The following is a 23,953-nucleotide window of genomic DNA, read 5'->3' as shown; positions in this document are numbered from 1 at the left end:
GGAAATGGTCCATCCCGGCATTGTCTATTGGTTCGCACAATCGACCAACATGTGCGCTTCCCGCGCTGCGTCGATGAACGCATCTCTTGCGATGTCGGCGGGAACATTGCCGTTCAAGGCCTGTCGGCACGCCCGTTTCGCAGATCGGTGCTTGTCGCTTCTTTCACTGCGCCAATGATCGTTGTGCAGGTCAAAAGCTTGCCGAGCGTTAATAAGGTTTCGAATGTCGCTGCTTATGCCGGTGGCGACAGACAGTGGCTTGGAAGACCACGCAACGTACATGGGACAGGCCTCGGATTGGCTGAACCCACGCAACGCGCTTCCTCGGGGGAAGTTTCATCAACAGGCATCACCGTTGCGTGAAACCAGGGTGTGTGAGTATGGCGCCGAAATGAAAAACCCACCTAGGCGGCGGGTCGCGGGCTTACAGGATTGAACCCCAGGCAAATGCCGCTCCAAGTTGCCGGCTTCGACAGTACGCCTTGCGATCAATTCCTTGCAGTGGCGAACGGGGGGGCGCCCCGACTGTCCCATCTCGACGCACTAGTCGCTGGACAACTCCTTTGGCTGTCTCCTTCGAAAGGCTCAGCAGGGTACATTTGGTGGGCTGGTTCGAGTTTGAAGGCTAGACAGAAGAGCGGTTTCGAATCCTTGTATCGACACCGACGCCAATTTCTATAGCTTGATCACGGCGTTGAAGCGAGGCGTGATCTCTGTGGCGGCTGCTGCAGCATATGAAGTGATTCTCGCCGGCTCGCTTGCATCGGGAGAGACGAGTAATGGATTTTGATCCTGTATTCCTGTCGCGACTGCAATTTGCCTGGGTGATCGGCTGGCACATCCTGCTGCCGGCCATCACCGTTGGGTTGGCCGCCTTCATCGCGATGCTGGAGGGCCTCAATTTTTTCACCGGGAAGGACATCTATCTCCGCATCTCGACGTTCTGGATCAAAATATTCTCGATTGCATTCGGGATGGGCGTCGTCACAGGCGTTGTGATGCCTTTCCAGTTCGGCACGAACTGGAGCCGCTTTTCCGACGCGACCGCCAATGTCCTTTCACCGCTTTTCGCCTACGAGGGCCTGACGGCGTTCTTCCTGGAGGCGGCCTTCCTTGGTGTCCTTCTGTTCGGACGGCAGCTGGTGCCACGCTGGGCGCATTTTGTCGCCGCGCTGATGGTGGCACTGGGAACTTTGCTTTCTTCCTTCTGGATCCTGTCGGCCAATAGCTGGATGCAGACGCCGGCCGGCTACGAGATCATTGACGGCCGGTTCTTCCCGACCGACTGGTTCAAGGTGGTCTTCAATCCTTCCTTTCCCTACAGGTTGGCGCACACCGTCGTCGCCTTCTTCGTCACGACCGGCTTCGTCGTCATGGGCGTCGGCGCCTATCTGATGCGTCGCGGGAGGTCGGCCGCGGAAGGGCAAACGATGCTGTCGATGACGCTCTGGCTGCTTACAGTGCTGGTCCCACTCCAGATTTTCATCGGCGACCAGCATGGTCTGAATACGCTTGAGCACCAGCCGGCAAAGCTCGCTGCAATCGAAGCGCGTTGGGAAACCGCTCGGCAGGTGCCACTTACCCTGTTCGCCATTCCGGACGACAACGGCGAGCGCAACCGATTTGCCATCGACCTTCCCTGGCTTGGGAGCCTCATCCTAACCCACCAGCTTGACGGCGAGATCAAGGGCCTCAAGGACTTTCCGGCCGATCAGCGTCCGCCCGTCGCGATCCCCTTTTTCGCCTTCCGGATAATGGTCGGCTGCGGCCTGCTGATGCTCGGCCTCGTCCTTTTTGGTGGATGGCTTCGCTGGCGCGGCCGGCTGGACACTTCGCCGGCTTTTCTCACGATCACTCAAATCGCGGCGCCCATCGGCTTCGTGGCGGTTATCGCCGGATGGATCACCACCGAGGTCGGACGCCAGCCCTGGACGGTCTACGGCCTTCTGCGTACGGCGGAATCGGTGACACCGTCGCTGACGAGGTCCGATGTTGTGATATCGCTGCTGGGCTACATCGCCGTCTATCTCATCATCTATCCCGCGGGCCTCTTCCTGATGCTGCGCATCGTGCGCAAAGGTCCGTCCATCGTCGCCGATGAGGGCGCTGAGATCGAAGGGGGTAGGCCCGAGGCGCCGGTTCGTGCCGGAGCGGTTGAACTTCGAGAGGGGGAAGTGCGATGACCCAAGTGCTGGATTTCGTGCCGATCTGGACGCTGATCCTTGGCATGGCGGTGTTCTTCTACGTGCTTCTGGACGGCTTCGACCTTGGCGTCGGCATGCTTTACGGCTTCGCTCCCGACACGGCGTCCCGCAACACGATCATGAACTCGATCGCGCCGATCTGGGACGGCAACGAGACATGGCTGGTGCTGGGCGGCCTGGGACTTCTTGCGGCGTTTCCGCTTGCCTTCGCCATCATCATTCCCGCGGTGTATTTTCCCATCCTCGTCATGCTGCTGGCGCTTGTGTTCCGTGGCGTGGCGTTCGAGTTCCGCTTCCGCGATGCCGAGCACAAGACCTTCTGGGACCATGGTTTCTGCTATGGCTCGGCCGTCGCCACCTTTGCTCAAGGGGTCGTGCTCGGCGCCTTCATCCAGGGTTTCGAGGTCACTGGCAGGCAGTTCTCGGGAGGGTCCTTCGACTTTCTGACGCCGTTCTCGCTTTTGACCGGCTTTGCCCTTTTGTTCGGCTATGGGCTTTTGGGCGCGGGCTGGCTGATCTTGAAGACAAACGGAGCGGTACAGGAATCAGCGCGTCGGCACGGCCGCGTGTGCCTTGTTGGCGTGCTCATCGGTATCGGCTTGGTCAGCATCTGGACCCCATTCATGAGCGAGGCCATCGCCTCGCGCTGGTTTGCCTGGCCCAACGTTCTATATTTGGCCCCGGTGCCCGTAGCGACCGCAGCGGTGGCATTCTTCACGTGGCGCGTTCTGGACAGCGCAAGTGAGATAAAGCCCTTCATCGGCGCCATCGGTCTTTTCATGCTCTCTTACGTCGGTATCGCGACCAGCCTCTTTCCGATGATTGTTCCTTATCATTTCACGCTTTGGGAATCGGCTTCGTCCGAGCGCACGCAAGCGTTCCTGCTTGTCGGCACGCTCGTGTTGCTGCCGGTGATCCTGATGTACACCGGCTGGTCCTATTGGGTGTTTCGCGGCAAGGTCCGTACAGATGTCGGATATCATTGATTTCGTTGTGCGGATCCACTCAGTCGCTCGGTGGCTCGCTGGCAGCTCAAACGAGACTGTGCCCTGCGGTGTGGCCATGCCGGTGACGTCACCTAAACTGTCCGCAACCTGTCGCCACGAACCAGCAGCGCAGGTACCAGCTCTTCCGGTTTTCGCTTCATCGCGTCGTGAACCCTGCAGCAGTTGGCTCCAGCCGCTTGCCTAAATGTGCTGGCGCCCGACTTTGACTGAGCAGATACTGTTTGGGGGCGGCAACATGGGAGTGCCTGATGACCACGCACAAAGTCGGCTATCTGATTGGTAGCCTCGCCAAGGCATCGATCAATCGCAAGCTTGCGAAAGCGCTTGTGCAGCTTGCTCCACCGGAGCTTGAAATGTCGGAGATTTCCTTCAAGGATTTGCCCCTCTACAGCTACGACTACGATGCTGACTTTCCACCTGTCGCGCGCGCTTTCAAAGAATCTATCGCCGCTGTGGAGGCAGTCCTTTTCATAACGCCCGAGTATAACCGCTCGATCCCAGGTGGGTTGAAGAACGCAATCGACTGGGCCAGCCGCCCTTATGGCAAGAACTCCTTCGCCCGCAAGCCCTCAGCTGTCATTGGGACCTCGCCCGGAACCATAGGGACCGCCGTGGCCCAGCAGAGCCTGCGCAGCGTGCTTAGCTTCTGCAATTCCCCGCAGATGAACGCTCCGGAAGCCTACATCCAGTTCACGCCGGGCCTGATCACGGAGAGCGGCGAAGTCACGGTCGAATCCACGCAGGAGTTCTTGCGCAACTACATGGCCGAGTTCCATATGTTCATCGCACGGGTACTTCAGGTGCTTCCCAAGGATGCCTGATGTTTGTCACGGAGCCTCTAGACGGCTGCGATCCGGAGGCTGAGGGAAGGGCGGCCTGCTTGCAGCCTTTCGCAACACCGCATCGGATTCGGGGCGTGATCGCTATCGGGACTTCGGCCACACCCCCCTCAGTTAACGATCGTCTAATGAAAAGGACCAGGGATGGCTGGTGTGGATAATCAGCCGTGGCGGCTTGCCGATTGGGCCAGCCGGCGCGCACTCTCGCAGCTATAGTGGCGGCCTTGTTTGAACAGTCACTCGGCACCATCGAGGGCCTCAATCGACCGTTCTGTGGTCGTGTGGCTGACGCCGCGGAAAAAACCGATGGTCGGTTCTGTTCGATGTTCGCGTCGACGGCGATACCTGCGTTCAGCGGATAGCTGCGATTGGATATGGCGTAATCGGCACAGCTATAATCGTGATGGGGAAGACGGACAACTTAGATGCGCATCGGTAAACGGTGACACCGCTCTTTTGGTGGCAGAATTGGCTGACTGGAATGCGTCTCAGCTGAGTGAGCAAGCGAAGGTTGATCACCGCGGAACAGCCAGCATCCTTCTAGCGAACCTCCTTAGTTCCGGTCACTTCGGCCGGGATGGTTGGTGTTCCTAAGCGAGAGTTAGGCGGCATTAGCCACCTTCCTAAGCTCGCGGCCGTTTCTTCAATGTCGTCGAGTCTGGTCAACAACAGGCTCGACATCGAGACCCGCGCCGGCCGCCAGGGCCATACCGCAGTCAGCTCAACGCATGGCCGGCCAATCCATAGACCCACGGCCCGTTTTCTTCGCGGTTCAGGAAGCGGCGCCCTTTGGACATGGTCGTAACGGTCTCGGCGATGCCAAGGCCGCATTGCTCGAGAAACGCGGCAAACATGCCATCCTTCTCCCGGGTGTCGACTCGGACAAACCGTCCTGCAAGATTTCTCAGATGGATGGCTGTGAGATGGACCGCGTCCAGATCGCTGCGCGCGACCATCGGGCCGATCACATAACCACGCCCGAATTCGCGACACATTGAATAGCCGACGATCTCGCCGCCGCGGCTCAAAGTGCAGATAGAGGCATTCGCTGAAAGCAATTCGAGTAGGCGCTCGCGGTCTGTCCCAAACGCACGCCTGTCAAGCGCCATGATGTCCTTCAGCCTGTCGCTCGGCAGCGCCTGCAATTCACCGTCCAAGCCAGGCATGGCCGGGAGTGCCAGAGGAACCTCCCCCTGATGCATATATACGATCGCCTCGCTCGTGAAGCCAAGTGAGACATAGAGAGGATAGGCGACATGGGTGGCGTTGAGCGCCAAATTGCGATCGCCACACTGCTCAAGCACCTGGTCCATGAGCCATCGGCCGCCCCCTTGCGCTTGCGTGCGGGGCGTCGTGATCACGACGCCGATGGTGGCGAAATCGTCCCCTTGCGGAAACCACATCGCGCTGCCGAAAACCCGGCCAATGCCGTCTACGGCGACGATGCCGCAGCCGGCACGGCGCAGAAACTCCCAATCCTTGGGCCGATGCGGCCAGCGGACTGAGATCGACAGCGCGTGGAGCAGCTCGACTTCGACTTCGTCGATGTCCCGCGCGACCAGTTCGAAAGACTTCAGGCGCACTGATCTCTGCATTTCAGTCGACCCGCTCCTTATCCAAGTCCCGTGCTCGCGCCCACGTCCTGACGCCGCTGACGGTTCCGCAGCCGTCTTTTGCCCTATGATTGCATCCGAAAGCCAGCAGGTTTCGCTGGTTACGGACCGATATTCGAAATCTTCGGCCAAAGCATAGCTTCATTCGGCACGGAATGCTCTCGCCTGCTGCCACACTGTTGCATCCAGCGAACTGCGAGTGGAGCGGCGCCCTGTGAATGTCGAAGAAATTCTTGCGAGGCTGATCGCGTTCCCCTCGGTCGTGGGCTCGCCCAATGGCGCGATCGTCGACTGGGTGCGTGAATATTGCCAGGCGGCCGGAGCAGAAGCGACCGTCCTTCGCGGCCCCGAAGGCGATCGATCCAACCTGTTCGTCACAATCGGACCTCGGCGCGCCCGCGGCTACATCTTGTCGGGCCACATGGATGTGGTGCCGGCCGGGGAACGGGAATGGAACTCGAATCCCTTTGTGCTGCGCCAAGACGGCGCCAGGCTGCATGGTCGCGGCACGTCCGACATGAAGGGCTTTCTCGCTTGCGCGCTGGCCGCCCTGCCGCGGCTTGCGGCGATGGACTTGCAGCGGCCAATTCATCTCGCATTCTCCTATGACGAGGAGGCAGGTGCCCGTGGCGTGCCGCATCTCATCGCCGTCCTGCCAAGCTTGTGCGAGAGGCCGCTTGGCGCGATTATCGGTGAGCCGAGCCGGATGGAAGCCGTGCGGGGGCACAAAGGCAAGGCGGCTGCGCGGCTCGAGGTGATCGGACGGTCCGGCCATTCTTCACGGCCTGAGCTCGGGCTGAATGCCGTGCATGCAATGGCAGGTCTCGTCACGCAGGTCGTGGCCTATGGCCAGACCCTTGCGAACGGACCGTTCGACACGGATTTCGCGCCTCCATACTCGTCATTGCAGGTCGGTGTCATCGCCGGCGGCCAGGCCGTCAACATCATCCCCGATCGCTGCACCGCCGACATCGAGGTCCGTGCGGTGCCGGGCGTTTCCCCATCATCCCTGCTCGAGCCGGTAAAGGCCAAGCTAGCGGCTCTACGTGACAGCGGCTTTGAGGTGGCGTGGCATGAATTGAGCGCGTATCCGGGGCTTTCGCTCGCGCAGGAGAGTGACTTGGCAGCCCTTCTGGTCGAGTTGACGGGGCGGGAGCCTCTGTCTGCAGTGAGTTATGGGACGGAGGCTGGCCTCTATCAGCAGGCCGGCGTCGACGCGATCATCTGCGGTCCCGGCGATATCGGCCGGGCTCATCGTGCCAACGAATATATCGAGATCGGCGAACTTGCTGCCTGCCAGAGCATGATCGAGCGTCTCGGCTCGCGCCTTGCCTCGTAGCAGGAGGGAGCGGTTTAATGGCGTTTCTTTTCAATTCCGACCCGGTGCGCGCAGCGGTCTTCCGCAAGGTTTTCGCACGCGAACTCCCGGACGTCGAATTGTTCCACAGCAGCGAATGCGTCGACCCGGAGAAGGTGCGCTACCTCCTGACCTGGACGGCGCCGGACGATATCGCGCGCTATGGCAATCTCGAAGTGCTGTTTTCGCTCGGCGCCGGCGTAGATCAGTTCGAGCGTAAAAGCCTGCCTCAGCAGGTGAAGCTGGTGCGCATGGTCGAGGACGGCATCATTCGCATGATGCAGGAATATGTCGTTCTCGGCGTGCTGAGTCTCCACCGGGATATGGTGGCGTATCGTGAACAGCAGAAGCGCCAAGCGTGGCTCGGTCTTGCCGCGCCGCAAGCGACCGCGCGCCGCGTGGGCTTTCTCGGTCTCGGCATGCTGGCGCAAGCGGCTATCGAGCGATTGCTGCCGTTTCACTTTCCGCTCGCTGCCTGGAGCCGAAGCAGGAAGGAGATCGACGGGGTAACCTGCTTTTATGGCGCGGATCAGCTTGCCGGTTTCCTCGCGCAGACGGATATTCTCGTCTGCCTGCTGCCGCTGACGGAAGAAACCCGTGGCATTCTCGGCGCGGAACTTTTCTCCCGGCTGCCGGCCGGGGCGAGGCTGCTGCATGTCGGCCGCGGGCCGCAGTTAGATCAAACCGCCCTGATCCAGGCTCTCGACAACGGTCACCTCGCCGCCGCAATGCTCGATGTCACCGATCCCGAGCCGCTGCCGGAAGGCCATCCGCTCTGGCGGCACCCGAAGGTGGCGATCACGCCGCACATCGCTTCCGTAACGCAAGCAGATTCCGCGGCGCAATCTGTCGTGGACAATATCCGGCGCCATCGCGCCGGAGAAGAGCTGATCGGCCTCGTCGATCGGACACTCGGCTACTAACCAGGGAAACATGACATGTCACTTCTGATCACGATCGACACAGATCCAGCCTTCGCGCCCAAGCAGGCATTACCAACTCCGGAGCGGCTAATTTCCGGCAATCCATCCTTCAAGACTTGGGCGCAGGATGCCTCGAAAGGCGAGAAGGTCCTGACCGGCGTCTGGGAGGCGACGCCCGGCGAGACGCATTCGATCAAGGGCACGACCTGCGAGTTCTGCCATATCGTTTCGGGCCTCATCGAAATCGAGGAGACGGGCGGAGAGACCAAGACTTATCGTGCCGGCGACAGTTTCGTGATGAAGCCCGGCTTTGTCGGCGTCTGGCGCACGATCGAAACCGTGCGCAAGATCTACGTCAGCGTTTACGACTGAGTTCAACGCCCAAGGTCGGCCGAATAGCGCGCGCGGCGGTTCCAGAACAATCGACTTTCCAGGTCCCGCCCGACGCGATTCGACGCGGTCGGGCGGCCAATACTCGGCGGAAAATGTGGCGCGCTGTCGACTATTGTTCCGACGAAACCCGGTACGAGATGCCAAATGTCGCTGCGTGTTGAGCGAGCTGCGACCTTCGGTACACATCGGTCTCGAGGAGGATCTCAGTGAAGGCTTACACGATAGCGCTCATCCCCGGTGACGGCATCGGCAAGGACGTGACCGAGGCGGGATGGCAGGTGCTGCAGGCTGCGGCAAAGCGAGGCGGTTTCGCCCTTGAGGATACATGCTTCCCATGGTCGTGCGCCTACTATCTGGAAACCGGTGCGATGATGCCGCCAGACGGCGTCGAGATCCTACGGAAATTCGATGCGATCTATCTCGGCGCTGTGGGGTGGCCAGCGAAGGTGGCCGACTCCGTATCGCTTCACGGACTGCTCCTGCCGATCCGCAAAGGATTCACGCAGTATGCCAACATACGGCCGCACAGGCTGTTGCCAGGCGTTCAGGGACCCCTTCGCCGTGATGGTTTCGATATCCTGTGCATCCGCGAGAACACGGAAGGCGAATATTGCGGCGCCGGTGGGCGCATTCATACCGGCACGGCCAATGAGGTCGCGATCGAGACGGCAATCTTCACGCGTGCGGGTGTCGCCTCCGTTTCGGTTTCGAACAGGCGTGGACGCGCCGCAAGCAGCTCGCATCCGTCACCAAATCCAACGCGCAGAAACATTCCATGGTTTTCTGGGATGAGGTCACGCGCGAGGTGGCGAAAGACTATACCGATGTGGAGGTCTCGCACTACCACGTCGACGCCATTGCCGCCCGCATGGTGCTGGCGCCTGAAAGCCTCGACGTGATCGTTGCCTCGAACCTCTTCGGCGACATTCTCACGGATATCGGAGCGGCCATTCAGGGCGGACTGGGTTACGCCGCCTCCGCCAACATCAATCCCGATCGCAGCGCGCCCTCCATGTTCGAGCCTGTCCATGGTTCGGCACCCGACATCGCGCATCTCGGCGTCGCCAATCCGATCGCCGCGATCTGGTCCGGCGCCATGATGCTCGGGCATCTGGGCGAGGGGCAGGCAGCCGCCGAAGTGATGTCGGCGATCGAGTCCGCAACCGCACGCGGGATAGGCACGATCGTAGGCAAGGACCGGACTGAAGCAATCACGCAGGCCGTGCTGGCAGGATTAAGCTGAAAGAGCAGAGGTAAAGACCATGAACGCACTTACGAAAATTGGTTTTCTGAAGGATGCGGATCTGTTTCGCCAGCGGGGGCTCATTGGTGATGTCTGGCAGCATGCGCACAGCAACGCGACTGTCGATGTGACCGATCCGGCCAGTCTGGAAGTGCTTGGAACCGTGCCCGACATGGGCCGGTATGAGACGAGGGCTGCGGTAGACGCCGCCCAGGCGGCGTTCAAGGACTGGAAGGCCAGGACCCATGCCGAACGCGGCGCGCTTCTGGAACGCTGGCACGGCCTGATACTGGAAAATGAAGCGGATCTGGCGTTGCTGCTGACGCTGGAACAGGGCAAGCCTCTGGCGGAGGCACGCGGTGAAATCCGCTATGGCGCCTCCTTCGTGAAATGGTTCGCCGAAGAAGCACGCCGGATCGGTGGCTCGACCATTCCGTCGCCCACGCCCGATCGCCGCATTCTCGTGTTGAAGGAGGCCGTCGGCGTCTGCGCCATCATCACGCCATGGAATTTCCCCAACGCGATGATCACGCGCAAGGTGGCGCCGGCGCTGGCCGCGGGTTGTACCGTTGTCATCAAGCCGTCGGAATTCACACCATTCTCGGCGCTGGCGCTCGGGGTCCTAGCGGAACGGGCAGGCATTCCCGCCGGTGTGATCAACATTGTCACCGGCATGCCCATCGAAATCGGCAACGAACTCATGGCCAACGAGACGGTGCGCAAGATCTCGTTCACCGGCTCGACCCGCGTCGGAGCTCTGCTCATGCGGGGCGCGGCCGATAGCATCAAGCGGTTGAGCCTAGAGCTTGGCGGCAACGCGCCTTTCATCGTCTTCGATGACGCGGATCTCGATCTCGCCGTCGAAGGGGCGGTAGACTCCAAGTTTCGGAATGGCGGACAGACCTGCGTCTGTGCCAACCGCATTCTCGTGCAGGCCGGCGTCTATGAGGCGTTTGCTGCTAAGCTCGCCGACCGAGTTACAGCAATGAAAGTCGGTCCGGGCACCGAGGAGGGCGTCGTCATCGGGCCGATGATCAACGGTGCCGCAATTGAAAAGATCGAGCGGCACGTTGCGGATGCCCTGGAGAAGGGCGCAAGGATCCTTGCGCAGAGCGATTCGGTGCCGGAAAGCCAGCAGTACTTCCGTCCCATTCTGCTCGGCGGCGCGACGACCGAGATGCTCCTGGCATCGGAAGAGACGTTCGGTCCGGTGGCGCCGCTTTTTCGCTTCGAAACCGAGGAGGAAGCAATCGCGATCGCGAACGGTACGCCGTTCGGCCTTGCTGCCTATTTCTACACCGACAACCTCAAGCGGTCGTGGCGTGTTGCCGAGGCGCTGGAGTTCGGCATGGTCGGGCTCAACACCGGCCTCATCTCGACCGAGGTTGCGCCTTTCGGCGGTGTGAAGCAGTCAGGCGTGGGCCGCGAAGGATCGCAGCTCGGTATCGAGGAATATCTCGAGGTCAAGACGCTTCATGTTGGCGGGCTTAGGTAGTTAACTTTGCAGGTAGAACGCCTGCTGCTTCGCAGCGTTTGGAACAACAAGAGAGGGGCGGTGAAAACCGGCCCCCTCTTTATTCAAACCAGACACCACGTCGGCACAAGATGCGGCGCCGGCGGCAAACGAAAGTCAAAACACCTAACCCACCGGTGCGCGTCGGGAGGAACTGCTGGCGACCGCAGCCTAACTTGGCATTGAAGAATTCAGGCCGGGAAAAGACCTATGACCGCAGAGCAAATCACGCTCAAGAGGATGACAACCGAGCATTTGAACGATGCTCTCGAATTGTCACGTCATGTTGGATGGCCGCACCGTCGTGAAGACTGGGAACTGATGCAATCGCTCAGCCAAGGCGTCGTTGTCCAGGAGGAAGGACGCGTGGTGGGGACGATCTTGATGACGCCCTATGGCGACGATGCCGCCACCGTCAACATGGTCATCGTCGATGCCGCAATGCGCGGTCGAGGGCTAGGTCGCAAGCTGATGGAGGAGGCGCTTGCTAGGACAGGCGAGCGCACTTGTTATTTTGTGGCAACGCAGGAAGGGCTCCCACTCTACGAGAAGCTGGGATTTGTCGCGACCGGCAAGGTTGTGCAGCACCAGGGCCTGGCGCCGTCTGTAGACGCACCGGCACATGTGTCATGGGGCGATGACTGCGACCACGCGCGCCTGGTTGTTCTCGATCGCGCAGCCTTTGGTCATGACCGGTCGGCGCTCATGGGCTCGTTGCGCGAACGCGCGAAGTTCGCCGTCGTTCGCGATGAAGGCGATGTTGAGGCGTTTGCGGCAATTCGTCGGTTTGGCCGAGGGCTGGTGATTGGGCCTGTGGTGGCGAGGAAGCTTCACGAAGCGAGATGCCTTATCGACTTCCTACTGGCCGACAGTGCGGGCGAGTTTGTCCGCATCGACACTGATGAATCCACAGATCTCGGCGAGTGGCTCACCCGTCGCGGATTGGCCCATGTCGGCGGTGGCATAACGATGCGACGAACCGCAGACGAGCCGAACGACGAAACCACGCCACACCGAACTTATGCGCTCGTCAGTCAGGCGCTACGCTGAAATCGGAGGAAGAAATGCTAGCAAACTCCCTGATCGAACTCGACCGCGCGCACCTGGTTCACCCGTTTTCATGCTATCGGAGCCACGAAGAGACGGGCGTGCGCGTGCTCAAATCCGCCAAGGGCGCGACAGTGACCGAGGCAAGCGGGAAAACCTTGCTGGACGGATTCGCGGGTCTCTGGTGTGTCAACATCGGATACGGGCAGGAAAGCGTCGTCGAGGCAGCGGCCAAGCAGCTACGAGAGCTCCCTTATGCGACGGGATATTTCGGGCTGGGGTCTGAGCCGGCCATTCGCCTTGCCGCCCGGCTTGCCGAACTGGCGCCTGGCGATCTGAACCATGTCTATTTCACACTGGGCGGTTCCGACGCGATAGACAGCACCATCCGTTTCATTCGCTATTATTACCACGCCAAGGGTACGCCGCGAAAAGATCAGTTTATCTCGGTCGAGTATGGCTACCATGGATCCTCGACGGTAGGGGCAGGTCTGACCGCGCTGCCGGCTTTCCATGCGGGCTTTGGAGTGCCTTACGACTGGCAGCACAAGATTCCATCACACTACGCCTATCGCAATCCGGTCGGTTCTAATCCGCAGACGATCATCGACGCATCGGTCGCGGCGCTGCGGGCCAAAATCGATGAACTCGGCGCCGATCGCGTCGCGGCCTTCTACGCTGAACCTATCCAGGGTTCGGGCGGCGTCCTGGTTCCACCGGCAGGCTGGCTAAAGGCCCTGCGCGCCGTGTGCAAGGAACACGATATTCTGTTCGTTGCCGACGAAGTCATCACCGCCTTTGGCCGCACCGGCCCCCTTTTCGCGTGTGAGGAGGACGAGGTCGTGCCGGATTTGATGACCACGGCGAAAGGTCTCACGTCGGGCTATGTGCCGATGGGCGCCGTCTTCTTGGCCGACCATGTCTACAATACGATCGCGGACGGAGCCGGCAAAGCGGCTGTCGGCCACGGCTATACCTACTCAGCCCATCCGGTGAGCGCGGCGGTCGGGCTCGAATGCCTGCGTCTCTATGAGGATGGCTTGCTCGACAACGGACGGAAGGTCGGGAGGCGCCTGATGAAGGGGCTCCACTCGCTCGCCGATCACCCGCTGGTTGGCGATATTCGCGGTCGCGGCATGCTGGCTGCGATTGAGCTGGTCACGGACAAGGAGCGCAAAAGGCCGCTGCCGGCGGCGGCCGATCCGGGGCGCCGCATCTTCGACCGCGCGTGGGACAACGGCCTTGTCATTCGCGCCTTCAACAGCGGCATCCTCGGCTTTGCGCCGCCGCTCTGCTGCACGGACGACGATATCGATGGAATCCTCGAACGTACCCGGATGACGTTGGACCAGACGCTAGAAGACAAGGATGTGCGGGCGGCGATGAAGGGTTGATCACTGCCATCGCCGAAGCGAACTTGGCAATTTTCAGGTATGTGGAACGTCCTGCTGTTGCACAAGCGTGGCTGAAACAGCATGTGGGCGCGGTGGTGTACGGCTTCTCAGGTCTAGGACCGCGGAGCGCGCCATTTCATCTGTCGAAAATGATGTCGAGAGGCAAATGGGATTTTACGATCGGTGACTTCAGCACGACGAAGCTGAAATATTTGTCGATCCCGATATCCAGTTCGAGCATGCGCTCCATGATCGTCTGATACTCGCTTATGCCCGCTGTGACGAACTTCACAAGATAGTCGTAACCGCCCGAAATCAGATGGCATTCGATGACGGAATCAACTTTCTGAATGGCGGTGAGAAATCTCGCGAAGTCGTTTTGTTGATGGTGCTTGAGCGTAACCTCGGTGAAGATCGTCAGAGTCTGTCCGAGCTTCGACACATCGATCTGGGCGGAATAGCCGGTGATGAAGCCTTCCGCCTGAAGCTTCTTCACCCGCATCAGGCAAGGGCTCGGCGATAGATTGACCAGGTCGGCAAGCTCGACGTTGGTGACCCGCCCGTTCTTTTGCAGTTGGGATAAGATCTTGATGTCGATCTTGTCGAGCTTCATCGCAAACCTGTCACACGTTCGAACCGCGGATCGTCCGGCAGACGGCGTCCGTCACGTCCTGCGTGGTCGCTGTCCCACCAACGTCCGGCGTCAGCACGCCTTCACTCGTCACTGTTTCCACAGAGCTCTTCAACCGGACGGAGGCTGCGCTTTCGCCCAGATGTTCGAGCATCTGGGCAGCGGTCCAGAACGTGGCGACGGGGTTGGCGATACCCTTGCCGGCAATGTCGAAAGCCGAGCCGTGAATTGGCTCGAACATCGAGGGATAGCGCCGCTCGGGATCAATGTTGGCGGTCGGTGCAACGCCGAGACTGCCCGCCAGCGCGCCTGCAAGGTCCGACAAAATGTCGGCGTGAAGATTGGTGGCGACGATCGTGTCGAGGCTGCAAGGTTTGAGTGTCATGCGCACCGTCATAGCATCAACCAGCATCTTGTCCCACGCGACGTCAGGGAACTCTTGCGCCACCTCGGCTGCGATTTCATCCCACATTACCATGCCGTGACGCTGCGCGTTGGATTTCGTAACCACAGTCAGGAGCTTTCGCGGCCGTGACCGCGCCAGCCGGAATGCATAGCGCATGATGCGCGTGACCCCGACGCGCGTGAAGATCGCGACTTCGGTTCCGACCTCCTCTGGGAGGCCGCGGTGGGCACGGCCGCCATGGCCGGAATACTCACCCTCCGAATTCTCCCGCACGATCACCCAATCCAGATCGCCGGGGCCAACGCCCGCCAGCGGCGAAACGATGCCCGGCAATATCCTGGTCGGCCGCACATTCGCGTATTGATCAAAGCCTTGGCAGATCGGCAGCCGGAGACCCCAAAGCGTGATGTCGTCGGGCACATCGGGAGCGCCGACCGCACCAAAGAAGATGGCATCGAAGCGCTTCAGTTGCGCCACTCCATCTTCGGGCATCATCCGGCCATTGGCCTTGTAGTAGTCCGAGCCCCAGTCGAAGTGCTGGACGCGCAGCTTGAAGTCGCCGCAGCGCTGCTGCAGCGCCTCAAGCGCCTGGAGACCGGCGGCGATCACCTCCGGGCCGATCCCGTCGGCAGGAATGGCGGCAATCTCGTATTCGCGCATCGTCACTTCCCTGTTTTCAGCACGGCTGCTCGCAGCCTTAATCTCGTGTGCGACCGATTGTTACCTGTAAGTTGATCTTCTCAGAATTCAGCGACCTTGCCCCACGCAGCGGTCTTCAGGCGTTCGGGCCTATAAGGACGCGGGTCGACAATAGGCTCGCTGCCTGTAATGATGTCGGCGATCATATGCCCCGCGCCGGGGCCAATGCCGAAGCCGTGACCACTGAATCCCGCCGCCAGGATGAAGCCCGGAATCCCCTCCACTTCACCGATCGCGGGAATGCCGTCGGGTGTACTGTCGATATAGCCCGCCCAGGCATCGGAGATTGCGACGCGCTGGAGTTCGGGGATCAATTCACAGGCTCTTCGATATGTCAGTCGAATCTGTCCCATGTCGGGCTTCGGGTCGAGAATCCGGTTCCGTTCCATTGGCGTAATATCGTCAAGGCCCCATTTGCGCAGGCTTTCATGGCCTTGGCGCCAGCCCTCGAAGGCGCCCGGGGCGAGATTGCGCCAGCGGCGGGCGAACATCGGGATAAACTCGCGGCTGAACCTGAACTGCTGCGGCGTTGGATCGACGCGAGCCCGCCCGCTGATAGCCAGCGTGTATCCACCGTTGCTGCGCCGCGTCAGCGAGACGCTCGCTGTATGCAGGGCATCGGGCAGGCCGCTTGCGCCTGGCGCCACGGCTAGAATGGATTGACGCACGGCAGCTTGCGGGAAGCGCATACCAAGCTGGTTGCAGAAGGAGGAAGCCCACGCGCCTCCGGACATGACCGCGGTCTTCGTACGGATGGTTCCCGCTTCCGTAACGACGCCACTGACCCTGCCAGCGCTCAACTCCAGCCCGCGCGCCGCGCAATGCTGATGGACGGTACCGCCGGCCGCCATGATACCGCGGGCGGCAACCGGCACTGCCTTGGACGGATCCGCCGTTCCGTCAGTCGGTGAGAAAACGCCGCCCTTCCACTTGCGTCCGGTCACCTTGCCCTTCTCGGTGGCTTCCTCCGCGCTCAGCACATGCGTCGTAACGCCCACTGTCCCGGCGAAGTCACGCCACTTCGCCCAGCCCGCCAGCTCATTTTCGTCTTGTGAGAGATAGAGGAGCCCGCACCGGCGAAATCCAGTGTTCTCGCCAGTCTCCTGTGCCACCTTCTCCCAGAGATCGAGGCTCTTGGTCGCCATCGGCAGCTCGCGCGCATCACGGTTCTGCTGGCGGCACCAGCCCCAGTTTCGACTGGACTGCTCGGCGGCCACCCGCCCTTTCTCGACCAGGGCGACGCTGAAGCCGCGGCGTGCGAGATAATACGCCGTGAACACGCCCACGACGCCGCCGCCGATCACGACGACGTCCGCCTCGCGGGGCAGGGAAGGGCTGCACTCGATGTGCATTAGCGGCGCGGGCATCTACGGGACTCCGGTTACTCTGAAGCATTCTAACCCGCGCCGAGAATAGACAGGCTGCGGAGTTGTGTGCCTGGACGGAATATCCTGCGGTTAGTGAGCCTTAGGACATGCAAATTATTGCGTGAAAAGCTCGCTGGCGTCCCACCTCACAGAGGGGAGGTAGGCTGAAGCCTCAAAGCCATCTCGTGTGAAGGGGCGTCGATTGCGTAAGCGGCCTATGGGGTTGAATCCCACGTGCCCGCATGGCAATCCGCGCCGTCGCTGGAGAAGACGTTGTCTCTGCGGCATTGCGGGGCCGGGCCAAGCAAGGCCTCGGCCGGTAGCGAAGCAGACGGCTTGATGTCGGCGTCGGCGAACAGTTGGACAAGGCCGGGCTTCGTCGGTTTGTCGCAAGCGGCTGCGCAGAACGAAAACCGCACGCCTGATCCGCTCTGGATCCGAAGCGCGGTGCCACATCCGATGACAACGCCCGCTTGCGGCCCGAGCACCAGCGGGCCGTCCCGGTCGCCGTGGGGATCAGCTCTCCTTCCACCACGACGATGGTTTCGATGTGGGGCAAGCTTGCGACTTCGAGCTCACCAATAAAGCTGGTTCGGCCCACGATCATCGAGTCCGGTCCTTCCCAGGCGATTTCGCGATGCCCCACCAAGGGGTCGTCCTTGCCGAACGCTGCCCTGCGGAAAGAGCTTGCAACGGGTGCGCCGTCGGCGCGATGCAGCACTATAGCCACGGTCATGATTGCTCTTGCGCCTTGCGTCATGATTTCACTGAAACCTAGCAGTCGGTTCCGTCGTGCTAAGCAGTCAACTGGGATCGCTCAGAGTGTGCGAGATCAGTTCCCGCGGGTGGGTAGCAGGGTAGAGCGGTTGACGTTGCCAGCAACACTTCACATCCTTCCTCGCCCAAGGCCACCGCACTGTGCTCAACGCCATATGGAACGACGATGAACTCTCCGGGTTCGATGATCTCTTCACGGTCACGAAATTTCATGAGCAGGCGTCCCCGGTGAACGAAGAACAGCTGATCGTCGTGCTGCCGAAATGACCAGTTAGAGCTTCCCTTGAACAGGGCGACCTGGATTTGCATGTTGTTGACATGCACCTCGACTTTAGGCTCCCAAGGCGCGTGCAGCCCGGCAAACTCAATTGACAAATTCTTCTTGTGAATTGGCGAAAGGTGCTTGTTCAGGGCAGCGACGTCGCGAATGATCGCGGTGAGTTGGCTTGGTAGGTCATTCCCATTGGCCGGGTACTTGCCATCCAAAGCCGCAGTCCCAATCGTAAAACCAGCTGCGCCTGCGCTTTGGACGACTGCGATTCGTTCAGGGGTGTCGATCGAACCTGCAATGTAGACAGGCTTGGTGACCGCAGCGCAGACAGCCTTCATCAACTCGGGCACGTTCTGCGCCGAACGGTATGCCAGCAGGTCCAGGCCATGCACTCCATCGCGCCCTGCAATCGTCTTGGCACTTTCGACAATTTCGTCGATGGCGCCTTCAAGCACGCTCGGATGACCGGCAATCCGACCCGGAAACGGGAAGTACTGGATGCCGGTGTCCCTGAGGATCGGCAGCACATCGTCGACCCGCGTGCCACCAAGAAGAACGTCAACGCCGATTGCGGCAGCTGCCTTTGCCGAAGCAATTTCGCTTTCGCGGTCCAGTGACACGACTTCCAGATAGGAAGTTGCACCGCCCGTCCTGATGGCTGCATTGAGGCCTTTCAGCTGCTCGATCGGCACGCCGATGTCTTTGAACCCGATGTGCCGCACGCCAAAGCTGAGCGCGGTTTGAAGTTGCTGCGACGCGTCCGGAACCGTGCGGTCATTGCGCGTAAGCATGAAGATAAAGCGTAACCCCATCGGTGGTGGTTCCTTTCGAATCTAGTTCGTTTTGGTTCGCGCCGCTACCAGCCGCTTGGCGTAGGCAAGCGCCGTTTCCAAGCTGGCCTGGTCTGCAATCCCCCGGCCCGCGATGTCGAAGGCCGTGCCATGATCTGGGCTGGTGCGGACGAACGGCAGGCCAAGCGTGATGTTCACGCCCTTTTCCAGCCCGAGATACTTCACAGGGATCAGCCCTTGATCGTGGTATTGTGCCACCACAACATCGAATCGGCCTTGACGTGCTTGCATGAAGACGGTGTCGCCCGGATAAGGGCCAGTGGCGTCGATGCCCTCGGCTCGGGCCGCGTCGATTGCAGGTTGTATGATCCGGATTTCCTCGTCCCCGAAGAGGCCGCCTTCACCTGCGTGCGGATTGAGACCTGCTACGGCGACACGCGGGATCGCGAAGCCGAGAGCTTTTCCACCGTCGTGGGCGAGCCGAATGGCGGATAGCTGAGCGTCGAAATCGCCCTGTTCGATCGCCTTGCTCAGCGACGTGTGGATCGTGACGAGCACCGTGCGGATGTCATCGTTCGCAAGCATCATCGCCACGCGCTTGGCGCCGCCGTAGTCGGCCAGAATTTCGGTATGGCCGGGGTAGCGGATTCCCGCGCTGGCCATCGCCTCTTTATTGATCGGGGCCGTGACGATGCCGCTCACTTGTCCGGACTTCGCTGCTGCGATCGCTGCAACGATGGCGTCGAAGGCCGCCTGCCCGGAGATCGCGCTGATACGCCCGATTGGTGGGGACCCGGTAATGCGGGTGGTTTCGATAACTTCAATTCGCCGCGGCTCGAATTGAGCTGCATCGGCAGCGTTGATGCGTCGCACCTCGATGTTCAACCCGAGCCGGCGTACAATATCCTGCATGACAACATAGCTGCCGAACACGACGACGCGTTCGCCGCCCTTCGCAAGCACCTTCGCCACGATCTCCGGTCCAATGCCGGAGGCGTCGCCCATCGTGAGAGCAAGCGGGGGAATGTTCTTCATTGGGTTGCTCCACGTATCCGCGCGACGGCGCGCGTCAGGGCGTCGTCACTGCCAAAGCCACCGGCCTTCATCGCGAACAGGAGCGAGCGCCCATCGCCAAGCCTGGCGAGACCAAGTGGGAATCCGGGATCGAGTTCTTGCAGGATCTCGAACTCACGGACGTTGAGAAGATCCAGGATCGCGTCCATCGTGTCGCCGCCGGTGGCGATCAAAGCGCCGAAGCGTGGGCTTTGAAGCTCTTGCGCTGCGTCTTGTGCGATACGGCGCAGCACCGCTGCCGAGTCCGCCTCGCGCGCCCTTGGTCCGCGCAGCAGCATCACGCCCCTGACCTCCTGGAGTTGGTCTGCCTGCTGATGACTGCGCAAATTTGCGCTCCCAATGACGACCAAGACATCGCTACTGATGCCATCGAGCAATGGCGGTGGGGTCTTCGCTTGCACAAAACGCCGCGATAGGGCTGCAGCCATTCCGGGAGAACCAACCCAAAGGACCGACTCTGGATCCTCGATGGAAGCAATCTGCGAATCGAGTTCTTCCTGCGTTTCTGCATCAAGCAGCGTGACATTCTTGATGCAGTTCGGCACCAGGTCGACTAGCGCTGAATGCCGCACGGGATGCACTGGGTCATGGCCATACGAACTTTCCGAGACCGGGATGCCGTCAACGAACTGAATGCCCCTCACTGTCGTACGTCCGGCTTGGGGGAATGCCGGCGCAAAAAGCAGCGATTTGCGGCCGCTCGCCGCAAAGCATGCTTCAAGCTCCTCCGCTATGTGGCCGCGTAGCGTGGAATCCACTGTTTTGTAGAGCACGCCACGGCCGGCAAGTCGGCCGGTCAATCGAGCGACCCGCTCGAACGCTTGCGACGCAGTAGCAGACCGCGAACCGCTATCGACTGCGATTACCGCTGCCGCTCGGCTCGGAAGCCGGCCCCTGCCGATCGACGCAGTCAAGCCGCGGGCGACGAAAGGTGCTGCGCCATCTGCCGCGCTGGTGAGGTCGTCGGCGAGGACCGCTATACTGGGTTGATGATTGGTGCGCATGCATCAATTAACAAAACCTCATAAGCGATGAAAAGCGATAGTTTCTGACGAAATCGGTGATAGATTATCACCGATGGATCGCTCGGACATACCCTCGCTCGACGACCTGCGCGCGTTCGAAGCAACAGCGCGGCTGGGCTCAGTTCGGCTTGCAGCAGACTCGCTTGCACTCACGCACGGAGCCGTCAGTCGCCGTATCACCAAGCTCGCCAATGACATCGGTGTCAGGTTGTTTGAAAAGAATGGGCGAGGCCTGCGGCTCACCCCCGCCGGCGAGACGCTCAACCTCACCCTCAGCAGGTTTTTCGGTGAGTTGGTCGCCACAGTACAAAGCCTGCGTGTTGCCAATGCCGGGAAGAGTACTCTGGTGCTCTCCTGCGAGCCTTCAGTTGCCATGCGTTGGCTCATTCCGCGGCTTGGCGCGCTTCAAGTGGCGCATCCGAACATGGCCCTCCACCTCTCCGTAGGTGGAGGGCTGGTGGACTTTCGTAAGAAGCAGGTCGATCTCGCTATTCGACGGCTGGACTTCGCTGTGCCTGAGACGTGGAACGTCCGGCCCCTTTTTTCCGAAAAGGTTGGGCCCGTTATGAGGCCTGAACTTGTGGCAGAGTTCGAACATGGCTTCTATCTCGCTCTCGGGTCGAAGACCCGACCTGACGCGTGGGCGCAATGGCTGAAGACCCATCCGTCTGCGCGTCGACCCACAGACATCCGGTACTTCGACAATCACGCGCTGATCGTCGAGGCTGCGTCTGCAGGCTTTGGCGTAGCCCTCAGTCCGCTCGTACTTGCGATTGACGATGTGGAACGAGGAAGCCTGGCGGCCCCTGCTGGCTTTGACCCTGACGGCAGTCAATATGGGTTGATATGGTTGGGCTCGAGTGAACTGGAAGGTGTGGAGTTTGAACTCGCAGCGTGGCTTCATGCGCAGTTCAGCCGCCTGGGATTAAATCGCCTTTGAAGGGAGCGCTCTGGGAGCTTCGCCCAGCTGAACGTGGCCGACCCGGCGTCGAAAAGCAGCAGCCGGGCATCGATGATGCGGCACAGTTTGGCGTGCTTGGTTCCGCACTGCCTTTTATAGGCATCCAGATGAGGCATCGCATGGCCGCATCACGGGCTTCGTGCAGGTGACGCCGGTTGTCACCTGCCTTCAACGCCTGGATGGGCGCGATCCATTTCAAATGCGGAAAATTCCGGCGCGGGGGATCGTGCAAATTTCCTGTCGCAAGGAATGCCGTGCCCGCCTTGGACAGGTCGGCACGGCCGCTGGCGTCATCGCTCATTCATTTTCGGGCAATCACTCTCAGACTCTCCCCTATCCCACGCTATCATCAGCAGGCCAAACAGAGTGAAATGCCAATTCGGACGTTTTTTTCAGAAGTTCATGCCGCCCGAGCGCCAACTTTCGAAGACTCTGCGGAAATAGAACAGTCACACTGGCTGGAAGAACGGGGCACCCTTCCTTACGGCAGGCAAGCTCCGGAGGACCTCCGATAGGCAGAGCTTGCCCGATTGGAGAGTTCTCCAAGAAAAGGGAACAGTGTCCGGTACGGGGACCGGACTTCATAAGGGAGCCGCCAGGATGAGTAGAATCCGTCTCTCGCAGCCTCAGGGCGCGAAGCGCCGAAATGGCCAGGCTACGGCTGCTACGGTGCCGCTTTGCTGCTCAAGGGGCGATGATGCGGTCCGCAACAGGGTGGATCCGCTTCGATGGAATGGGAGGTGATCCAGATGGTCGCAAGCATCCAAGCTGTAGCCTCTCACGATGTGGCGCTTTCGGTGCGCGACCTCACGGTGAATTTGCCGAAAGGCATGGAACGAACCTATGCGGTCGAGAACATTTCCTTCGATCTGAAACGCGGCCAGATCCTTTGCATCATAGGCGAGTCCGGATCGGGTAAGTCGGTCACCGCAAACGCGATCATGGGCCTTCTGCCAAAGGTGATCCGCGTCTCCTCGGGTGTCATCCAGCTAGAGGGGATGAACATCGTCGGGATGTCGCCCGAGAAGCTGCGCAACCTGCGTGGGCGGGTCGTGTCGATGATCTTTCAGGACCCGCTCTCGGCGCTCAACCCCCTGATGACGGTGGGCGCGCAGATCGACGAGGTCATGGCCGCGCATGGCTTCGGCACGTCACAAGCCTGTCGAAACCGCGCCACCGAGTTGCTCACCGAAGTGGGGTTGCCAGATCCCGAACTCATGTATCACCAATATCCTTTCCGGCTTTCGGGTGGGCAGCGGCAGCGCGTCATGATCGCCATGGCCTTGGCGCTCGAGCCGACGGTTCTGATCGCGGATGAACCGACGACCGCGCTCGACGTGACCACCCAGGCACAGATTCTGGAGCTGATCGGCGACATTCAGCGCCGCAAGGGGATGAGCGTGATGTTCATCACCCACGATTTCGGCGTAGTGGCCGAGATCGCCGACAGCGTCGTGGTGATGGAAAAGGGTCACATCGTCGAGCAGGGCAGCGCCGACCAGGTGTTGAAGGCGCCCAAGCATCCTTACACCCAGCGCCTGATCGCGGCCGTACCGCATCTGATCGGCAAGGATCGCCTTCGTGCGGAGCCTGCCAGCAAGGAGCCAATCCTGAAGGTCGAGGGTCTGGTGAAGACGTATCGTGGCGGCGGTGCGTTGTTCGGCGCGCAGCGGATTGTGAAAGCTGTGAACGAGGTTTCGTTTGAACTGGCGCCTGGCCGAACGCTGGGGGTCGTAGGCGAGAGCGGCTCGGGAAAATCGTCGCTGGGCAGACTGTTGATCAAACTGCTGGACAGCGACGGCGGTGGGATTTTGTTCGAGGGATCCGACATAGCCAAGCTTTCCGAAGCGAAGTTCCGCCCACTTCGACCGCGGATCCAGATGATCTTCCAGGATCCCTTTGCGTCTCTGAACCCACGCTCGACGGTCGGCCATATACTGACGGTGGGTCCGGTGGCGCACGGGATGCCCTATGCCCAAGCGCGCGAGGAAGCGCGTGCGCTTCTGGCCCATGTCGGTCTCGATGCGGGCGCCTTCGGCCGCTATCCGCACGAGTTCTCGGGTGGGCAACGCCAGCGCATCGGCATCGCTCGCGCGCTCATGTTCAAGCCGAAGCTGTTGATTGCGGACGAGGCGGTCTCCGCGCTCGACGTGTCGATCCAGGCGCAGATCCTGCAGCTTCTGGATCAGATCCAGCGCGAGACCGGCGTGTCGATGGTCTTCATCACCCACGACCTGCGCGTCGCCAGCCAGATCTGCGACGAAATCGCTGTGATGCAGAAAGGCCGGATCGTCGAGCGCGGACCGCCCTCGCAGATATTCCTGAACCCGCAAGCGGACTACACGCGCCAACTCGTGGCGGCAATTCCAGGAGAGAGGCCGGGCAATGCCCGTCCAATTGCAGCAAACGCATGAAAAA

At 60.7% G+C, this 23,953-nt stretch carries 19 protein-coding genes and 1 pseudogene; 12 read left to right on the top strand and 8 right to left on the bottom strand.

The annotated features are described in order from the left end of the window. Positions 1-24 precede the first annotated feature (24 nt). Entirely contained in the window at positions 25-282 is a 258-nt protein-coding gene (locus FJ954_RS18070; RefSeq protein WP_140662231.1) for a DUF982 domain-containing protein, read from the bottom strand. 497 nt (positions 283-779) lie between these two features. Between FJ954_RS18070 and FJ954_RS18065 the strand changes: the two genes are divergently transcribed. From FJ954_RS18065 to FJ954_RS18055, 3 genes are all read left to right on the top strand, one after another. Further along, positions 780-2,183, top strand: a complete 1,404-nt coding sequence (locus FJ954_RS18065; RefSeq protein WP_140662230.1) for a cytochrome ubiquinol oxidase subunit I — start codon at positions 780-782, stop codon at positions 2,181-2,183. After that, a complete protein-coding gene (cydB, locus tag FJ954_RS18060) occupies positions 2,180-3,190 on the top strand; it encodes a cytochrome d ubiquinol oxidase subunit II (protein WP_140662229.1) in 1,011 nt (336 codons plus the stop codon). The genes FJ954_RS18065 and cydB overlap by 4 nt, the downstream gene beginning before the upstream one ends. 269 nt (positions 3,191-3,459) lie before the next feature. Then, a complete protein-coding gene (locus FJ954_RS18055; protein ID WP_140662228.1) occupies positions 3,460-4,032 on the top strand; it encodes an NADPH-dependent FMN reductase in 573 nt (190 codons plus the stop codon). A 734-nt stretch (positions 4,033-4,766) separates the two neighbouring features. Here FJ954_RS18055 and FJ954_RS18045 read toward each other — a convergent pair. After that, on the bottom strand, positions 4,767-5,645 hold the full coding sequence (locus FJ954_RS18045; protein WP_140662434.1) for a GNAT family N-acetyltransferase: 879 nt from the start codon (positions 5,643-5,645) through the stop codon (positions 4,767-4,769). Positions 5,646-5,877: 232 nt separating this feature from the next. Here FJ954_RS18045 and argE point away from each other — a divergent pair, with 232 nt between their 5' ends. The 7 genes and pseudogenes from argE (at position 5,878) to FJ954_RS18010 (ending at position 13,533) form a co-directional block, all read left to right on the top strand. Further along, complete coding sequence (argE, locus tag FJ954_RS18040) at positions 5,878-7,002, top strand: acetylornithine deacetylase (protein ID WP_140662227.1); 1,125 nt, start codon at positions 5,878-5,880, stop codon at positions 7,000-7,002. A 17-nt stretch (positions 7,003-7,019) separates the two neighbouring features. Then, on the top strand, positions 7,020-7,943 hold the full coding sequence (locus FJ954_RS18035) for a glyoxylate/hydroxypyruvate reductase A (protein ID WP_140662226.1): 924 nt from the start codon (positions 7,020-7,022) through the stop codon (positions 7,941-7,943). Between the two features lie 15 nt (positions 7,944-7,958). Then, positions 7,959-8,315, top strand: a complete 357-nt coding sequence (locus tag FJ954_RS18030; protein ID WP_140662225.1) for a cupin domain-containing protein — start codon at positions 7,959-7,961, stop codon at positions 8,313-8,315. A gap of 227 nt (positions 8,316-8,542) precedes the next feature. Then, a pseudogene (locus FJ954_RS18025) lies at positions 8,543-9,579 on the top strand (tartrate dehydrogenase). A 19-nt stretch (positions 9,580-9,598) separates the two neighbouring features. Then, positions 9,599-11,074 carry an NAD-dependent succinate-semialdehyde dehydrogenase gene (locus tag FJ954_RS18020; protein ID WP_140662224.1) on the top strand — a complete coding sequence of 492 codons (1,476 nt, stop codon included), beginning with the start codon at positions 9,599-9,601 and terminating at the stop codon, positions 11,072-11,074. Between the two features lie 228 nt (positions 11,075-11,302). Further along, positions 11,303-12,142: a GNAT family N-acetyltransferase gene (locus tag FJ954_RS18015; RefSeq protein ID WP_140662223.1), complete on the top strand. Its 840-nt coding sequence runs from the start codon at positions 11,303-11,305 to the stop codon at positions 12,140-12,142. A 14-nt stretch (positions 12,143-12,156) separates the two neighbouring features. Next, the gene (locus tag FJ954_RS18010) at positions 12,157-13,533 is read left to right on the top strand and encodes an aspartate aminotransferase family protein (protein ID WP_140662432.1); all 1,377 of its coding nucleotides are present in this window, start codon (positions 12,157-12,159) and stop codon (positions 13,531-13,533) included. Between the two features lie 136 nt (positions 13,534-13,669). On the opposite strand, the gene FJ954_RS18005 is transcribed toward FJ954_RS18010, so the two are convergent. From FJ954_RS18005 to FJ954_RS17975, 6 genes are all read right to left on the bottom strand, one after another. Then, entirely contained in the window at positions 13,670-14,146 is a 477-nt protein-coding gene (locus FJ954_RS18005) for an Lrp/AsnC family transcriptional regulator (protein ID WP_140656687.1), read from the bottom strand. Positions 14,147-14,156: 10 nt separating this feature from the next. Then, entirely contained in the window at positions 14,157-15,230 is a 1,074-nt protein-coding gene (locus FJ954_RS18000) for a tartrate dehydrogenase (RefSeq protein WP_140662222.1), read from the bottom strand. A gap of 80 nt (positions 15,231-15,310) precedes the next feature. Next, on the bottom strand, positions 15,311-16,636 hold the full coding sequence (locus FJ954_RS17995; RefSeq protein WP_140555434.1) for an FAD-binding oxidoreductase: 1,326 nt from the start codon (positions 16,634-16,636) through the stop codon (positions 15,311-15,313). A 795-nt stretch (positions 16,637-17,431) separates the two neighbouring features. After that, positions 17,432-18,496 (bottom strand): cupin domain-containing protein, encoded by a 1,065-nt coding sequence (locus FJ954_RS17985; RefSeq protein ID WP_140499543.1) that lies wholly within the window; start codon positions 18,494-18,496, stop codon positions 17,432-17,434. A gap of 21 nt (positions 18,497-18,517) precedes the next feature. Beyond that, positions 18,518-19,510, bottom strand: coding sequence for a 4-hydroxythreonine-4-phosphate dehydrogenase PdxA (gene pdxA / locus FJ954_RS17980; RefSeq protein ID WP_140499541.1), 993 nt, complete (start codon positions 19,508-19,510; stop codon positions 18,518-18,520). Then, positions 19,507-20,553 (bottom strand): four-carbon acid sugar kinase family protein, encoded by a 1,047-nt coding sequence (locus tag FJ954_RS17975; RefSeq protein ID WP_140662221.1) that lies wholly within the window; start codon positions 20,551-20,553, stop codon positions 19,507-19,509. The genes pdxA and FJ954_RS17975 overlap by 4 nt, the downstream gene beginning before the upstream one ends. A gap of 73 nt (positions 20,554-20,626) precedes the next feature. On the opposite strand from FJ954_RS17975, the gene FJ954_RS17970 reads away from it, so the two are divergent. After that, entirely contained in the window at positions 20,627-21,514 is an 888-nt protein-coding gene (locus FJ954_RS17970) for a LysR family transcriptional regulator (RefSeq protein WP_140662220.1), read from the top strand. 770 nt (positions 21,515-22,284) lie between these two features. Further along, positions 22,285-23,949, top strand: coding sequence for an ABC transporter ATP-binding protein (locus FJ954_RS17965; protein ID WP_140662219.1), 1,665 nt, complete (start codon positions 22,285-22,287; stop codon positions 23,947-23,949). The last annotated feature ends 4 nt before the right edge of the window (positions 23,950-23,953 follow it).

It is taken from the genome of Mesorhizobium sp. B2-3-15, from assembly GCF_006442875.1.
Taxonomy (GTDB): Bacteria; Pseudomonadota; Alphaproteobacteria; order Rhizobiales; family Rhizobiaceae; genus Mesorhizobium; species Mesorhizobium australicum.
Note: the sequence above shows the minus strand (reverse complement) of the source record. Positions and strands in the feature narration are given on the sequence as shown.

Excerpts from the sequence above, each read along its gene's own strand:
- FJ954_RS18070 (WP_140662231.1), bottom strand. The coding sequence starts at position 282 with ATGTACGTTGCGTGGTCTTCCAAGCCACTGTCTGTCGCCACCGGCATA.
- FJ954_RS18065 (WP_140662230.1), top strand. The coding sequence starts at position 780 with ATGGATTTTGATCCTGTATTCCTGTCGCGACTGCAATTTGCCTGGGTG.
- cydB (WP_140662229.1), top strand. The coding sequence starts at position 2,180 with ATGACCCAAGTGCTGGATTTCGTGCCGATCTGGACGCTGATCCTTGGC.
- FJ954_RS18055 (WP_140662228.1), top strand. The coding sequence starts at position 3,460 with ATGACCACGCACAAAGTCGGCTATCTGATTGGTAGCCTCGCCAAGGCA.
- FJ954_RS18045 (WP_140662434.1), bottom strand. The coding sequence starts at position 5,645 with ATGCAGAGATCAGTGCGCCTGAAGTCTTTCGAACTGGTCGCGCGGGAC.
- FJ954_RS18035 (WP_140662226.1), top strand. The coding sequence starts at position 7,020 with ATGGCGTTTCTTTTCAATTCCGACCCGGTGCGCGCAGCGGTCTTCCGC.
- FJ954_RS18030 (WP_140662225.1), top strand. The coding sequence starts at position 7,959 with ATGTCACTTCTGATCACGATCGACACAGATCCAGCCTTCGCGCCCAAG.
- FJ954_RS18020 (WP_140662224.1), top strand. The coding sequence starts at position 9,599 with ATGAACGCACTTACGAAAATTGGTTTTCTGAAGGATGCGGATCTGTTT.
- FJ954_RS18015 (WP_140662223.1), top strand. The coding sequence starts at position 11,303 with ATGACCGCAGAGCAAATCACGCTCAAGAGGATGACAACCGAGCATTTG.
- FJ954_RS18010 (WP_140662432.1), top strand. The coding sequence starts at position 12,157 with ATGCTAGCAAACTCCCTGATCGAACTCGACCGCGCGCACCTGGTTCAC.
- FJ954_RS18005 (WP_140656687.1), bottom strand. The coding sequence starts at position 14,146 with ATGAAGCTCGACAAGATCGACATCAAGATCTTATCCCAACTGCAAAAG.
- FJ954_RS18000 (WP_140662222.1), bottom strand. The coding sequence starts at position 15,230 with ATGCGCGAATACGAGATTGCCGCCATTCCTGCCGACGGGATCGGCCCG.
- FJ954_RS17995 (WP_140555434.1), bottom strand. The coding sequence starts at position 16,636 with ATGCCCGCGCCGCTAATGCACATCGAGTGCAGCCCTTCCCTGCCCCGC.
- FJ954_RS17985 (WP_140499543.1), bottom strand. The coding sequence starts at position 18,496 with ATGGGGTTACGCTTTATCTTCATGCTTACGCGCAATGACCGCACGGTT.
- pdxA (WP_140499541.1), bottom strand. The coding sequence starts at position 19,510 with ATGAAGAACATTCCCCCGCTTGCTCTCACGATGGGCGACGCCTCCGGC.
- FJ954_RS17975 (WP_140662221.1), bottom strand. The coding sequence starts at position 20,553 with ATGCGCACCAATCATCAACCCAGTATAGCGGTCCTCGCCGACGACCTC.
- FJ954_RS17970 (WP_140662220.1), top strand. The coding sequence starts at position 20,627 with ATGGATCGCTCGGACATACCCTCGCTCGACGACCTGCGCGCGTTCGAA.
- FJ954_RS17965 (WP_140662219.1), top strand. The coding sequence starts at position 22,285 with ATGGTCGCAAGCATCCAAGCTGTAGCCTCTCACGATGTGGCGCTTTCG.